This is a genomic window from Mucilaginibacter sp. CAU 1740 (assembly GCF_039839285.1).
Classification (GTDB): domain Bacteria; phylum Bacteroidota; class Bacteroidia; order Sphingobacteriales; family Sphingobacteriaceae; genus Mucilaginibacter.
Genome location: NZ_JBDOQS010000013.1, coordinates 183528 through 198231, shown reverse-complemented (window position 1 = coordinate 198231; position 14704 = coordinate 183528). Strand labels below are relative to the sequence as shown.

Here is a 14704-nt window from a genome sequence, read left to right as displayed (position 1 = left end):
CCCGCATTAGCGATAGTAGCGGATACCGGCCTTGTGGCTAAGGCCTGTGCAGTATGAGCGGATAGCGCGGGCCGCAGGCAATGCCATAGTAGCTATTTTCTGAACCGGGATTTGGGTAGGTTTTTAAGATTTATTAGATTTTTTGGAGAATTAGCCAATCAAAATCCTGTCATCCCATAAATCCACCCAAATCACGGTTCAGACAACTTAACGAACAACCCACAAACAACAACTTTAACTAACACCTTAATGTCAATCTTTCACCCTTAACAGCGCTTTACGCCTTAAACCTTTCGGCTTTCGGCGCAAAATCTTACATTTGCCTGTCAATTTGGCTCTAATGGCCGCTATGGCGCAATTGTTGAACCGGGTTGAATCATAATAAAATAATATGTTAAATTTTATCAGTAAGCTTTTCGGAAGCAAATCAGAACGGGATGTAAAAAGCATACAGCCTATAATTGAGAAAATTAAGGCTGAATTTCCAAAACTTGGCTCCCTGAGTAATGATGAGCTTAGGGCTAAGACCATATATTTTAAAGAAACTATAGCTCAGGGCCTTTCGGGCATCGACAGCGAGATCCAGGCTATTAAAGATCGTACAGAAAACGAGCTTGATATGGATGTAGCTGAAAAAGTTGAGTTATACACTCAGCTTGATAAGCTTGAAAAAGACCGTAACAAAGAGCTTGAAGATATATTGATGAACATTTTGCCGGAGGCATTTGCAGTTGTTAAAGAAACCGCGAGCCGCCTTGCTGCCAATCCATCGATAGAGGTTACCGCTACTGATTTCGACCGTCAGCTGGCCGCACGCAAGCCGAACGTGGTTATTAAAGGTGATAAAGCTATTCACAGCAGCACCTGGATTGCCGCCGGGAACGAGGTTACCTGGAACATGGTTCACTACGATGTACAGCTTATTGGCGGTACCGTATTGCACCAGGGTAAAATATCGGAGATGGCTACAGGTGAGGGTAAAACGTTGGTAGCTACACTGCCTGCATACCTTAACGCCCTTGCCGGACAAGGTGTACACATTGTAACCGTGAATGATTATCTGGCTCGACGAGATAGCGAGTGGATGGGTCCGCTGTATGAATTCCACGGCCTTTCGGTTGATTGTATTGATAAACACGAGCCTAACTCTGAGGCACGTCGCGCAGCTTATTTAGCTGATATTACTTTCGGTACCAACAACGAATTTGGTTTCGATTACCTGCGTGACAATATGACACGCACGCCTGAAGAACTGGTACAACGCAAATTGCACTACGCGATGGTGGATGAGGTTGACTCGGTTTTGGTTGATGATGCCCGTACACCTTTAATTATATCAGGTCCTATCCCACGTGGAGATGAGCATGAGTTTTATGAGTTGAAACCACGCATTGAGCGTTTGGTTAACGCGCAGAAAAATTACATCAACGGCGTATTAAACGATGCTAAAAAAGCTATCAACGCAGGTGATACAGATGTAGAAGGTGGTGGTTTAGCATTGTTACGTGCTTTCCGTGGTTTACCAAAAAGCAAGGCTTTAATTAAATTTTTAAGTGAGGGCGGTAACCGCACCATCCTGCAAAAAGTAGAAAACCACTACATGCAGGATCAAAGCAAAGAAATGCCGAAGGTAGACTCGGAATTATTCTTTGTTATCGACGAGAAAAACAACTCGGTTGAGCTTTCTGAAAAAGGTATTGAGCTGATCACCGCTTCGGGCGAGGATCCTCACTTCTTTGTGATGCCTGATGTAGGTACCGAAGTAGCTGAAATTGAAAAATCAAGCCTGAGCCCTGAAGATAAAATAGCGCGCAAAGATGAGTTGATGCGTGATTTCTCGATCAAATCTGAAAGGATCCACTCGGTTAACCAGTTATTAAAAGCTTATACCCTGTTTGAAAAAGATACCGAATACATTCTGGACGAAGGCAAGGTTAAGATAGTTGACGAGCAAACCGGTCGTGTATTGGATGGCCGCCGCTACTCTGATGGTTTACACCAGGCTATTGAGGCTAAAGAGAACGTAAAAGTTGAGGATGCAACTCAAACTTTTGCAACCATTACCCTGCAAAATTACTTCAGGATGTACCACAAACTTTGCGGTATGACCGGTACAGCCGTTACTGAAGCAGGTGAGTTATGGGAAATTTACAAGCTTGATGTGGTTGAAATTCCAACCAACTCGGGCATTGTTCGTGATGATCGCCAGGATCTGGTTTACCGTACCGTGCGTGAAAAATACAACGCCGTTGCCGAAGAGATCGTTAAGTTAACACAGGCCGGTCGCCCGGTATTGGTAGGTACTACTTCGGTAGAGATTTCTGAATTATTGAGCCGTATGCTTAAGTTGCGCGGCATTAAACATAACGTACTGAACGCCAAAATGCACCAGAAAGAAGCCGATATTGTGGCTGAGGCTGGTAAAGCAGGTACGGTGACCATTGCTACCAACATGGCTGGTCGTGGTACGGATATTAAATTAGGCCCAGGCGTTAAAGAAGCCGGAGGTTTAGCTATCGTTGGTACTGAGCGCCATGAATCGCGCCGTGTTGACAGGCAGTTACGTGGTCGTTCTGGTCGTCAGGGTGACCCGGGTTCTTCACAGTTCTTTGTATCGTTAGAGGATAACCTGATGCGTTTATTCGGATCGGAGCGTATTTCGAGCCTGATGGTACGTATGGGTATTGAAGAGGGCGAAGTGATCCAGCACTCTATGATCTCCAAATCGATAGAGCGTGCGCAGAAAAAAGTAGAAGAAAACAACTTCGGGATCCGTAAGCGTTTGTTGGAGTACGATGATGTGATGAACTCACAACGTACCGTGATCTACACCAAACGTAAAAACGCTTTGTTTGGCGAGCGCTTAGATGTTGATTTGAGCAATACCATTTTTGATGTTGTTGAAGATATTGTAACCGAATATAAAGAGAGCAACAACTTTGATGGTTTCCAATTGGAAATTATCCGTTTGTTCTCTGTAGATGTTGATTTTAGTGCCGATGTTTTCGCTTCAAAATCTGTAGCTACTTTAACCGATGAGGTTTTCAACGGTGTTATGGAGTTTTACAAACGTAAACAGGAAGCCGTTGCACAACAGGCTTACCCGGTTATTAAAGATGTTTACGAAACCCGCGGCGAGTACATTGAAAACATTGTAGTTCCGTTTAGCGATGGTATCCATGGCATCCAGGTAGCTGTTCCGCTTAAAAAAGCGGTTGAAAACCATGGTCACGAGGTATTTAAATCGTTCGAGAAAAACGTTACCCTATACCTGATAGATGATGCATGGAAAGAGCACCTGCGCGAAATGGACGAGTTAAAACAATCGGTACAGAATGCGGTTTATGAGCAGAAGGACCCGTTATTGGTTTACAAATTTGAAGCTTTTGAATTGTTCCGCGGCATGTTGGCCAATGTGAACAAGGAGATCGTAAGCTTCCTGTTCCGCGGCGGTATCCCGGTTCAGCAACAGGCCGAAGAGGTAAGGGAAGCAAAGCCTGAACCAAAATTGGATCTGCGTAAAATGAAAACCACCAAAGCCGAGGTAGTAACCGAAAGCAATGGCGTACCGTTGGACGATTTTCCGCAAGAGCAACAAAAAATCACCCCGGTAAGGGTTGAAAATAAAATTGGCAGGAATGATCCTTGCCCATGCGGAAGCGGCAAAAAATTCAAAAACTGCCACGGCGTAGGGCAGGTTTAAGTAGCCTTTTAAAAACGTCATCCCGAACTTGTTTCGGCATGACATCATTTTTATATAACAAGAACTATGAAAAAAGCAGTATTTGATCAATCAACCAAACAGACGATAATCAAATACTGCTTTTTCGTTTTATTGCTATTAGCATCAACCCACAGCTTCGCCCAAACCCGTGGCAAAGTTGAAGTGGTGAAAGATCCATTGGTTGATTCGTTGATAGCCAAGCGATTTTCGCTTAGCGGTGTAACCGGAACCGATCCTTCGGGAGCGACTTATGGTTACCGGGTGCAGTTCTTCAGCGGTTCAAACCGCAGCGCTGCCTTTAACGCCCAGGCCAAACTACAGGCCCAATACCCGGAGTTGCGTACCTATATCAACTATCGCGAACCCAACTTTAAAGTAAAAGCAGGCGACTTCCGTACCCGGCTCGAAGCCGAAAAACTGGTGCAGGAAATACGATCGTCCTTTTCAAGCATATTTATTCTTTCCGAAAAAATTAATCTTCCTAAAGCGGATACCAATAATGATTAAAGAGCAAATACAGGAGCTATCAGCAAAAATATTTGATGATGTAGTGGCCACCCGTCGCCATTTGCATGCCAATCCAGAATTATCTTTCCACGAGATCCAGACTTCGGCCTATGTTGCCCGTAAACTGGAAGAACTGGGTTTAGAATACCATAAAATGGCCGATACCGGTTTGGTAGCCCTGATCCAGGGCGAAAAACCATCTGACGCCGGCAACGTAGTTGCTTTACGTGCCGATATGGACGCACTGCCGATATTGGAAGCTAACGAGGTATCATACAAATCACAAAATCCGGGTGTAATGCATGCCTGTGGTCATGATGCGCACACTTCATCATTATTGGGTACGGCAAGCATTTTAACCGAGTTGAAAAGCCAGTTTGCTGGAACAGTAAAACTGATCTTTCAGCCTGCCGAGGAAAAACTACCGGGCGGTGCAAGCCTGATGATCAAAGAAGGCGTTTTAGAAAACCCGAAACCGGCAGCGGTATTAGGTCAGCATGTGATGCCTTTGATTGATGCCGGTAAGGTAGGTTTCCGTGCTGGTAAATACATGGCTTCAACCGATGAGCTGTATGTTACCGTTAAAGGTAAAGGCGGCCACGGAGCGCAACCTCAACAAAATATCGACCCGGTGATCATCACCGCCCATATATTAACCGCCCTGCAACAGGTAGTTAGTCGCTTTGCTGATCCGAAAAGTCCATCGGTACTTTCGTTTGGTAAAGTGATAGCCAACGGTGCTACCAACGTGATCCCGAATGAGGTTTACCTGGAAGGCACCTTCCGTACCATGGATGAGAAATGGCGCGAAGAAGCCCACAAACGCATGAAAAAAATGGCCGAAGGCATTGCCGAAAGCATGGGCGGAAGCTGTGATTTCAATATTATGCGCGGTTACCCATTCCTCATCAACGAAGAAAAACTAACCAACGCCACCCGCGGCCATGCCGAAGATTATTTAGGCAAGGAAAACGTACTCGACCTGGATATCTGGATGGCAGCCGAAGATTTTGCTTATTACTCACAAGCGGCTGATAGCTGTTTTTACCGTTTGGGAACTCGTAACGAAGCGCGTGGGATCACCTCATCGGTACATACGCCTACTTTTGATGTGGAAGAGGATGCGTTTAAGGTGAGTACAGGCTTGATGGCCTATTTGGCGTTGAAGCAATTAGGCAACTAATTTTTGAGGCGAAAGGAAAAAGGTTAAAAGCGAAAGGTGCAACTGCCTTTTTCCTTTCGCCTTTAACCTTTCACCTAATTTTACCATGAAAAAACTCCTCCTGCTCCTTATCATCATAACTGCCGGTTTTACCTCCAAAGCCCAACAGATCAACCGCTTCAACCCGGATACTATCCGCACTATCGTGATTGATTCATTGGTTGATATCCGCTCTCACAAACTCAACGCGCAGGATTTTATCGACGCCGTTTTAGCCGACACTGGTTTTTACAAAGCTTTCCAAAACATGAAAAAGTTCGGCTTTACTGCCGAGAATCGGATTTTCACTTATGATAAAAAGAATAAGGTAGATGGCCGCATATATCGCAAAATAATCCATAGCAACGCTGCCGGGAAACATAAAATTGAATACATAGCAAAAAAGGATAGCGGCGACGTGTACAAGAAGAATGGTAAATACCAATTGTACACGGTAGAGATGTTCGATTTTATTTTCATGAATGCCTACAACTCCGACTTTACCAAAGGCGATGCATTGCCAGGATCGGGAGGCAAAAATGAATCGTACAAAAGCAAACTTAAAGCGCTCATCTTTACACCAGGGCGCAAAATAAACGGCATCCCCTTCATCAGCAGCAAAACCGAAATATTTGGCAGTGACATGCGTCAGTATTACTATTACGAATTTGCCCGTGGTAAATACCTCGACACCATCCCGGTTTATCGCTTTAAAGTACGGTGCAAACCCAGCACATCAGATGGCGATACCATGATCAAGGAGATGACCACCATTTTTGATGAGCGTACTTTCCAGATTTTAGGCCGCTATATTGATATGAAGTTCAGCAATATGTTCTTTGATTTTAATGTTCAGATGAACATCGAACTGAATAATTTTGATGGAGAACCGCTACCTACCAAAATTACTTACCAGGGTAACTGGAGTATTCCTTTTCATAAAGAAGAAAGGGCGGGTTTTTTGATTGTGCATAAGGATTATAAGAGGGAGTAGTACACATTGCCATCAGTTTATGCGTGTGATCATCATGGTCTTGATTTTGGGGGTTAAGTTGAAAACTTAACCTATTGCAACCACGGGTTACGCTATCGCTAAACCCGCGGTAGATTTTAGATTTTTTAAATACGCTGCCGCGGGTCTCTGACCCGTGGTGGAACATCGGTTAAGTTTTCAACTTAACCGATGTTCCCAAGCCATATCATCTTAAAATACAGGATAGATTTTACTATAATCCTATCTTCTCATTCACCAACTCAATAATCTCAGCCTCCAGCGCAATCGCTTTCCGCTCAATTTCATTTCCCCGGTACATGATATCCACCACATAATCCTTATCCTTATACCCTGAAGCGTTGATCTTCACATTCATAAACGCACCTAAAACAGCCGTACGGGCACAAAGCGCGGCCACACCTGCATCAGTTACCGAATTGGGATTGCCTGTTAGTACCATGGCTTTAATCATCTCCATACTATCCAGAGCGGTTTTCATTACTTTAAAAGGTATTTCAATGGCAAAACGGGTAGCATCCTGTATCGCTTTATCACGAGCAGCCTTTTCCTCATCGTTTGATTTTGATAAACTGAACGCCTGCATAATGCGGTTAAAAGCGATGGTATCCTGATCAACCAGCGTCAGCAGATCATTTTTAAACTGCTGCCCTTTTTGTGCCCAATCGCTAAATTCCTGCCAGCGGCTATCCCATCCTTTTTTGTGTGAACTTAAGTTAGCCACCATAATAGCCAGCGAGGCACCCAAAGCACCAACAGCCGCCGAAATAGAACCACCACCCGGCGCAGGGCTTTCGCTCGCGGTTTCGTCAGCCAGATCGGTAAGGCTCATGTTGATGAGTTTACTATCGGCCCTATCTTTTAATAAATATTCAATAATGCGTTCTTCGGGCTTAAATGGCGAAAGCTCGTCCAGCCCCATCGATTTGATGGCGATTTTGATCAACTCCTTTTCGCTCACCCCTACCGAGCGTTGTTGTTTTTCAAGGAAATACCTGCCGGCATCGAGCATGGCTTTGAGCGGGATCAATCCCACCAGTTCGCTACCGGTTACCCGGATGCCGCGGGCGGCGGCTTTATCGCAAACTTCATCAAAAGCTTTATGAACAGGCGTAACGTTGATATTGGTCAGGTTCATCGAGATCTGTGCAACGCCGTACTCTTCAATATACCAGCCTATAGCTTTCACCGATTTTAACGAGCCGGGAACAGTTTTGGCCTTCCCATTTTCGTCATAAACTATCTTACCATTTATAGGATCGCCCTCACGTAGCGTACGCCCAGCCTCCCGTACATCAAAAGCGATAGAATTTGCCCTGCGCACAGAGGTTGTGTTGAGGTTAACATTATAAGCTACCAAAAAATCCCTTGCCCCAATTACGGTAGCCCCGCGCTTAACGTCATTTTCCGCCGGGCCAAAATCGGGCGCCCATTCCGGTTGTTTGATCTTTTTGAAAAAGCCTTCATATTCGCCTGCACGAATTATTGATAGATTGCTACGGCTTTTGTTAGGCTGAGCAGCTTCATATAAATAAACCGGAATCTGTAACTCTTCCCCTACCCGTCTGGCCAGTTTCACAGCGTATTCGGCAGTCTCCTCCATGGTAATATTACTAATCGGTATCAGCGGACAAACATCTGTAGCGCCCATCCTTGGGTGTTCGCCTTTTTGTTTGCTCATATCAATCAGTTCACCGGCTTTTTTTATGGCGAGGAATGCCGCTGCGATTACATTTTCAGGTTCGCCTACAAAAGTTACCACAGTACGGTTGGTGGCTTTGCCGGGGTCAACATTCAATAACCTTACGCCTTCAACAGATTCAACGGCATCGGTTATTTGTTTGATGATATCAAGGTTTACACCTTCGCTAAAATTGGGTACGCATTCTATTAATTTCATTGGAGAGATTGGAGGTTAGAGATCAGAGGTTAGTTTTTTTATTAAATAATCAGCGAAATCATAAAAATCATTCAAAATCAACGGTCGCCCGTGTATACTTTGGTGGGTTTTAGTTTTCCCTGGTGATAAAGTATTTCGCGGTAATCGCTGCATGGGTAGGCCTGCATATCGGCAAGCTTGCCTTTGCTTAATGTACCGCGGTCATTTAGTTTTAGTGCCTGTGCTGCGCGGTAGGTCAAACCAGCTAAAACTTCGGCGGTGCTTAGCTTTTCGGCTGCGGCCATTACCGAGGCCTGCATCAGCAGATCGCCCATAGGGGCCGAGCCAGGGTTCCAGTCGCTGGCTATGGCCAGGCAGGCACCGGCATCAAGCAGTTTGCGGGCCGGGGCATATCCCATCCCTAAACCTAACGAAGCGCCTGGTAAAGTTACTGCAACGGTATCTGAATTGGCTAATAATTTTATTTCATAATCGCCGCTGGCTTCCAGGTGATCGGCCGAGGCGGCCCTTGCCTTAACGGATACTTCGCTGCCGCCTGTTGTAAACTGATCGGCATGCACGGTTACTTCAAAACCCATTTGTTTGGCCCGGCTTAAATAAAATAAAGCATCGCTGGTATTAAAAGCGCTTTGTTCAATAAAAATATCAACCCTATCGGCAAGGCCTTGCTGTTTAATTTTAGGCAGCAGATCATTGAGCAATTGTTTAAGGTACTCACTTTCATTGCCGTCAAAATCTTTGGGTTTGATATGCGCTGTAAGGCAAGTCGGTATAATGTGAGCGTGGGTTTTATTTGCGGCCTAGTTAATGGCTTTGAGCTGTTTCAACTCTTCATTCACAGATAAGCCATAGCCGCTTTTTACTTCGATGGTGGTTACACCTTCTGCCAAATGGCGATTGATCCGTTGTTGTAATAATAAGCTTAGTTCAACTTCGGTAGCCGCGCGGGTTTGCGTTACCGAATCCCAGATGCCACCTCCTGATGCCGCGATCTCCAGATAGCTTTTACCGGCGTTACGCATGGCATAATCTTTAGCCCGGTTACCCGCAAAGCAGATGTGTGTATGGCAATCTACAAAGCCGGGTAGCAATACCTGCTCACCGGTTATTTCTTCTATTTGTACAGATGGATAGTTTTTGCGGAGTTTTCCGAAATCATCTACAGAGAGGATGGTGCTATCTTCGGTCAATATCCCACCGTTCGGGATGATTTGCAATTGCTCATCTTTTATTGCTCCTTTAAGCGGCAAGCCGGTTAAGGGTAATATTTGTGTAAATGGACCGATTAGTTTTTTCATTTCGTATCTACCAGTAATATATTGTAGAACCAGACTTACGAAGTTTTAAAAACTTCGTAAGTCTTAAGCCGCTAAGTTATTTCCTACCCGTCATTGCGAGTAATAAAAGCCGAGGCCTCTGAAGGAGATATGACATTTGCTGGCAGGCCTGTCACTCTGAGCTTGTCGAAGAGTCGTGCGCAGAGGCCCTACCCACCATGCTTCGACAGGCTCAGCATGACACCCAATTTAAACTTGTCATGGGTAGGAACGAAGCAATCCCAAACTATACAGGGCGAACTTGCATAGCCACTCTGCTTATCGGGGATTGCTTCGTACCTCGCAATGACGTGGTTTTTATTTGTGGTATTATAATTCGGTTACCAAACCTTTAATCCAAACTTATCCCCCCACTCAGCGGCCTTATCATAGCCGGCATCGGTATGCCTGAAAATGCCCGTGGCCGGGTCATTGTACAATACCCGCTTTAGGCAAGTTGCTGCCCGCTCGGAGCCATCTGCCAATACCACCATACCGGCGTGTTGCGAGTAACCCATACCTACCCCACCGCCATGATGGAACGAGATCCAGGTTGCGCCGCCCGAGGCGTTGGCCATCAGGTTAAGCAGCGGCCAATCTGATACCGCGTCCGATCCATCCAGCATCGCCTCGGTTTCCCGGTTCGGCGATGCTACCGATCCACAATCCAAATGATCCCTGCCTATCACTATCGGGCCTTTTACTTTACCGGTACGTACCAGTTCGTTAAATATCAACCCGGCTTTTTCACGCTCGCCCATACCCAGCCAGCAAATGCGGGCAGGCAGGCCTTGGAAGGCGATTTTTTCACGTGCTTTTTTAAGCCAGGTAATTAAAGGTTTATTTTCGGGGAAGGCATCGATCAGCGCCTGATCGGTAGTATAAATATCTTCCGGATCTCCAGATAATGTCACCCACCTGAACGGCCCCTTCCCCTCGCAAAACAACGGGCGGATATAAGCCGGTGTAAAGCCGGGGAAATTAAAAGCATCGGCCTCGCCGCCCTGGCGTGCAAACTCGCGCAGGTTGTTCCCATAATCAAAAGTTACAGCGCCTTTGTTTTGTAATTCCAGCATCAGGCCAACGTGTCTCGCCATACTTTTTAACGACAGTCGTTTATACTCTATCGGATCACTCTTCCGCAAATCGGCGGCTTCCGTTAATGACAAACCGTTAGGGATATAACCATTTAAGGGATCGTGTGCCGAGGTTTGATCGGTAAGCACATCAGGGATAATATTATCTTTTAGTAGCTTTTCGAGTAGGTCACCGGCATCGCTCACCAAGCCTACCGAAAGTGTTTCCTTTTTGGCGATGGCCTCTTTTACCCAAGTGATGGCTTCATCGTACGAATCCGTCATCCGGTCGATGTATTTGGTATCAACCCGTTTTTGAATACGTGATGCATCTATATCGGCACCTAAAAATACGCCGCCTGCCATAGTTGCAGCTAATGGTTGAGCGCCGCCCATTCCGCCTAAACCGGCACTTATAATTAGCTTTCCGGTTAAGTCACCATTAAAATGTTGGTTGCCGCATTCTACAAAGGTTTCGTAGGTACCTTGCAAAATGCCTTGTGTTCCTATATAGATCCAACTCCCGGCTGTCATCTGGCCGTACATCATCAGGCCTTTTTCGCGCAGCTCATTAAAATGTTCCCAGTTGGCCCATGCGGGTACCAGGTTGCTATTGGCTATTAAAACCCGCGGCGCTTCGGGATGGCTGCGGATAATGCCCACCGGTTTGCCCGATTGGATCAGCAATGAATGATGCTCATCCAGTTCCAACAACAACTCAATTATTTTGCGCAATGCTTCCGGGTTTCGGGCTGCCTGACCTATACCACCGTAAACAACCAGTTCATCAGGATTTTCGGCTACCTGGCCGTCGAGGTTATTAAGCAACATCCGGAGCGGGGCTTCGGTTTGCCAGCTTTTGGCATGTAGCTGCATACCACGAGGCGCTTTGTACACCGGGTGGTTGGCGTAAGTTTTAATAAATTCCGAACTCGTCATGATTTAGATCTATTTGGTGAGCAATAGCGGCCTCGTTAGCTATTTTGAGCAGCGAGCCGTCGGTAATTAATTTATATAAGCTGTTGATATCATCAGCAAAAACACGGTCGTCCTGTATAAAATCAACGTGTTGGCGTACCAATTGATGGCAGGCTTCGATAACCGGGGTTGATTTTAGCGGCCTGCGGAAATCCATAGCCTGGGTAGCGTAAAGCAGTTCGATAGCCTGGATGTATTCGATATTATCAATTACCTGGTGCAATTTGCGCCCACTGATGGAACCCATGGATACATGGTCTTCCTGCCCCAGCGAAGTAGGTACGCTATCGGCACTGGCCGGGAAGCAGAGGGTTTTATTTTCGGTAACGAGAGCTGCCGTGGTGTATTGCGGAATCATCAGACCTGAGTTTAGCCCGGCATCGTGTGTAAGCAGTTTCGGCAAACCGTAGCGGCCTTCGCTCATGAGGTAGCAGCGCCTGTCGGCAATGTTGCCAATTTCGGCAGCGGCGATTGTGGCGTAATCGAGCGGTAAAGCCAATGGCTGTCCGTGGAAGTTACCGCCGCTGATGGTATCATCGGCATTAAAAATAACAGGGTTATCGGTTACCGAGTTAAGTTCAATCTCAGTGAGTTCTTTCAAATGCAGCCAGGCATTGCGCGATGCGCCGTGTACCTGCGGCATGCAACGCAAGGAATATGGATCCTGCACCCTATCGCAATTAATATGCGATGAGTTGATCTCTGACCCATCTAACAAAGTGAATAACCGGTGGGCTACCATCCGTGTTCCTTTAAACGGGCGGATGTTATGCAAACGCTCATCAAAAGGGCGGATAGAACCCATCAGTCCTTCTAACGACATAGCCCCGATCAGGTCCGCTCGGTTCAACGCATCATCCAATCGTTGCACTGCTTTTATGGCGAATGAGAGAATAAACTGAGTACCGTTAATTAAAGCAAGACCTTCTTTGGGGCCAAGCGATAAAGGTTTCAGGCCATGTTTATTCAACACCTTTCCGGCAGGCAATCTTTCATCTTTCTCAAATACCTCACCCAAACCTATTAAAGGCAAAAACAAATGCGATAAAGGAGCCAAATCTCCGGAAGCCCCTACCGAACCTTTCTCCGGAACAACGGGAACGATATCATTATCGATATGCCAGATGATCCTTTCGAGCGTACTTAATGCGATACCCGAATAACCCTGTGCCAATGCATGCACTTTGGTAATCATCATGAGCTTGGCAACTTCCTGCGGGATGGGTTTCCCCACGCCTACACTGTGGCTTTTCAGGATATTGCTTTGTAACAGGCTGGTATCTTCTTCCGAAATCCGCGTATCGCACAACGGACCAAAGCCTGTATTGATACCGTAAACCGGATGCTGGTCATGCACTATCTTTTTCACCTCTCCCCACGAGGCTCTGATCATTTCAGCGGCTTCATTATTGATGATGCCTTTGGTTTTGCCTGCGGCTATGTCCAGGCAAATACCTATGGTAAGATGATCGGTGCCGTAATTAAATGTACTTTTCATTGTCCGGCTGGTTTTAAATTGGTGTTTAATTTTTGAACGATATTATCGGCCAGTTTAGTTTGGCGGAACGCATTTTCGAGCGCGCTTATGGCCGGGAGTAATTGTTTAATGGTTTCGTCGACACCCACCAATTCGGCCATCGATTGGCTGATAGCTTCCCAAACAGGCATAATCTGTTTAAGCAAATCCCGACCTTCAGCTGTAAGTGTGACCAATTGCCTGCGGCCATCATCGGCACAGGTATCGGTACTTACCAAACCTTTTTTCTTCAAGTTGGTGATCAATTGGCTTGCCGCCGGGTGCGATACTTCTATCTGCTCACTCAATTCTTTAATAGACAAAGCATCATTTTTTGATAACAGGTAAAACACAGGAAACCAACTGGCATCAAAATCGATACCCACCGTTTGGTAGGCCTTATTAATTTCAGACAAAAACGCTTCGCTCAATCGCCTTAAACGACTGCCCAAAACCAAATGCCCTAAGCTTTGATACAAATTCATGATGCAATTTATATAAGTGCTTATATAATTACAAATTTTATTTTATTCATTGATCATTCACGATGAGTCACTACGTGTTTTCACTCATTTATTTAGCGTGTTTTTACGCAGCTGTCCTGTTTGCATTTTCGATAAATTAGCAACTGAACATCAACCATTTGCAAGGCGCACCGATGAAAAAAGAAGCGGAAGAGAAAACAGAAGAACAGACACCTGCCAAACCCGTATTTTCAAATACGGTTACTGTTTGGATAGGTATCATCAGTTCGATAATAACGATCATACTTACGGTTTACACCACATCCAACAAGGTGCGATTGGATAAATTGGAAAACAGCCTTAACGAGCGTTCAACAGAGGTAGAAGAATCGAAAGAGCGGGTAGCCCGTTACCAGTGGGTTTACTCTTTATATGGTGATCTGAACAGCACCGATGTACGCCGGAAAAACTTTGCCGTTGGTTTGATCACCCTCGCTCTTAATGATAACGAATCAAAAAAACTATTCTCGGCCCTGCAAACCTCCACCGATACTGTTTTACAAAGCGTTGGGCAAAGCGGTCTGCGGGCATTAAAGGCATCCTCAGTTAATACTGAACTTGCTTCGCTGATATCAAAAGTAGATACCTCCAATTCGGCAGCGAGGATCAGCGCTGTTGGTGAATTAGAGAAAAAGTATGCATCTTCGCCCGAGGCCATTACCCAGATCCTAAATTTTTACAGCACGGAAAATATTTCAACTTTATCGCAGGATGGTATTATAAATGGCTTATACTTTCTCAGCCGTACCGATCCAACGGTATGGAGCCAACAGCAGATACAACAAGGGCGGGACATTATAAAAAGGATATTGGCCTTAAAACCGGGCCAGAAGACCGCCAAGGAACTGGACAGGTTTGAGAAGGTTTTGGGAACGGCTTCAAAAAAGCAATAAGCTATTAATGTTTAATGACCGACATTGTGGAAACTAATCTGCTTAACGGCAATTTTC

The 14704-nt window shown here is 45.6% G+C and carries 11 protein-coding genes; 5 read left to right on the top strand and 6 right to left on the bottom strand.

Annotation, left to right across the window (positions count from 1 at the left end; translation table 11 throughout):
• Positions 1-391 precede the first annotated feature (391 nt).
• From secA to AAFN85_RS24860, 4 genes are all read left to right on the top strand, one after another.
• A complete protein-coding gene (gene secA, locus AAFN85_RS24875; RefSeq protein ID WP_347530480.1) occupies positions 392-3703 on the top strand; it encodes a preprotein translocase subunit SecA in 3312 nt (1103 codons plus the stop codon).
• Between the two features lie 66 nt (positions 3704-3769).
• The gene (locus tag AAFN85_RS24870; protein ID WP_347530479.1) at positions 3770-4231 is read left to right on the top strand and encodes an SPOR domain-containing protein; all 462 of its coding nucleotides are present in this window, start codon (positions 3770-3772) and stop codon (positions 4229-4231) included.
• Positions 4224-5414, top strand: coding sequence for a M20 family metallopeptidase (locus AAFN85_RS24865; protein ID WP_347530478.1), 1191 nt, complete (start codon positions 4224-4226; stop codon positions 5412-5414). The genes AAFN85_RS24870 and AAFN85_RS24865 overlap by 8 nt, the downstream gene beginning before the upstream one ends.
• 85 nt (positions 5415-5499) lie before the next feature.
• Complete coding sequence (locus AAFN85_RS24860; RefSeq protein ID WP_347530477.1) at positions 5500-6426, top strand: hypothetical protein; 927 nt, start codon at positions 5500-5502, stop codon at positions 6424-6426.
• A gap of 232 nt (positions 6427-6658) precedes the next feature.
• Here AAFN85_RS24860 and ftcD read toward each other — a convergent pair whose 3' ends face one another.
• The 6 genes from ftcD to AAFN85_RS24830 form a co-directional block, all read right to left on the bottom strand.
• Positions 6659-8344, bottom strand: a complete 1686-nt coding sequence (gene ftcD / locus AAFN85_RS24855; RefSeq protein ID WP_347530476.1) for a glutamate formimidoyltransferase — start codon at positions 8342-8344, stop codon at positions 6659-6661.
• A gap of 77 nt (positions 8345-8421) precedes the next feature.
• Positions 8422-9093 carry an amidohydrolase family protein gene (locus tag AAFN85_RS24850; protein ID WP_347530524.1) on the bottom strand — a complete coding sequence of 224 codons (672 nt, stop codon included), beginning with the start codon at positions 9091-9093 and terminating at the stop codon, positions 8422-8424.
• Between the two features lie 51 nt (positions 9094-9144).
• Positions 9145-9642: a hypothetical protein gene (locus AAFN85_RS24845; protein WP_347530475.1), complete on the bottom strand. Its 498-nt coding sequence runs from the start codon at positions 9640-9642 to the stop codon at positions 9145-9147.
• Positions 9643-10001: 359 nt separating this feature from the next.
• Positions 10002-11675: a urocanate hydratase gene (hutU, locus tag AAFN85_RS24840; protein ID WP_347530474.1), complete on the bottom strand. Its 1674-nt coding sequence runs from the start codon at positions 11673-11675 to the stop codon at positions 10002-10004.
• Positions 11653-13212: a histidine ammonia-lyase gene (gene hutH / locus AAFN85_RS24835; RefSeq protein ID WP_347530473.1), complete on the bottom strand. Its 1560-nt coding sequence runs from the start codon at positions 13210-13212 to the stop codon at positions 11653-11655. Before hutH ends, hutU begins: the two co-directional genes overlap by 23 nt.
• Positions 13209-13715: a MarR family winged helix-turn-helix transcriptional regulator gene (locus AAFN85_RS24830; protein ID WP_347530472.1), complete on the bottom strand. Its 507-nt coding sequence runs from the start codon at positions 13713-13715 to the stop codon at positions 13209-13211. Before AAFN85_RS24830 ends, hutH begins: the two co-directional genes overlap by 4 nt.
• Before the next feature lie 173 nt (positions 13716-13888).
• On the opposite strand from AAFN85_RS24830, the gene AAFN85_RS24825 reads away from it, so the two are divergent.
• Positions 13889-14647 (top strand): hypothetical protein, encoded by a 759-nt coding sequence (locus AAFN85_RS24825; protein WP_347530471.1) that lies wholly within the window; start codon positions 13889-13891, stop codon positions 14645-14647.
• Positions 14648-14704 lie beyond the last annotated feature (57 nt).

Excerpts from the sequence above, each read along its gene's own strand:
- secA (WP_347530480.1), top strand. The coding sequence starts at position 392 with ATGTTAAATTTTATCAGTAAGCTTTTCGGAAGCAAATCAGAACGGGAT.
- AAFN85_RS24870 (WP_347530479.1), top strand. The coding sequence starts at position 3,770 with ATGAAAAAAGCAGTATTTGATCAATCAACCAAACAGACGATAATCAAA.
- AAFN85_RS24865 (WP_347530478.1), top strand. The coding sequence starts at position 4,224 with ATGATTAAAGAGCAAATACAGGAGCTATCAGCAAAAATATTTGATGAT.
- AAFN85_RS24860 (WP_347530477.1), top strand. The coding sequence starts at position 5,500 with ATGAAAAAACTCCTCCTGCTCCTTATCATCATAACTGCCGGTTTTACC.
- ftcD (WP_347530476.1), bottom strand. The coding sequence starts at position 8,344 with ATGAAATTAATAGAATGCGTACCCAATTTTAGCGAAGGTGTAAACCTT.
- AAFN85_RS24845 (WP_347530475.1), bottom strand. The coding sequence starts at position 9,642 with ATGAAAAAACTAATCGGTCCATTTACACAAATATTACCCTTAACCGGC.
- hutU (WP_347530474.1), bottom strand. The coding sequence starts at position 11,675 with ATGACGAGTTCGGAATTTATTAAAACTTACGCCAACCACCCGGTGTAC.
- hutH (WP_347530473.1), bottom strand. The coding sequence starts at position 13,212 with ATGAAAAGTACATTTAATTACGGCACCGATCATCTTACCATAGGTATT.
- AAFN85_RS24830 (WP_347530472.1), bottom strand. The coding sequence starts at position 13,715 with ATGAATTTGTATCAAAGCTTAGGGCATTTGGTTTTGGGCAGTCGTTTA.
- AAFN85_RS24825 (WP_347530471.1), top strand. The coding sequence starts at position 13,889 with ATGAAAAAAGAAGCGGAAGAGAAAACAGAAGAACAGACACCTGCCAAA.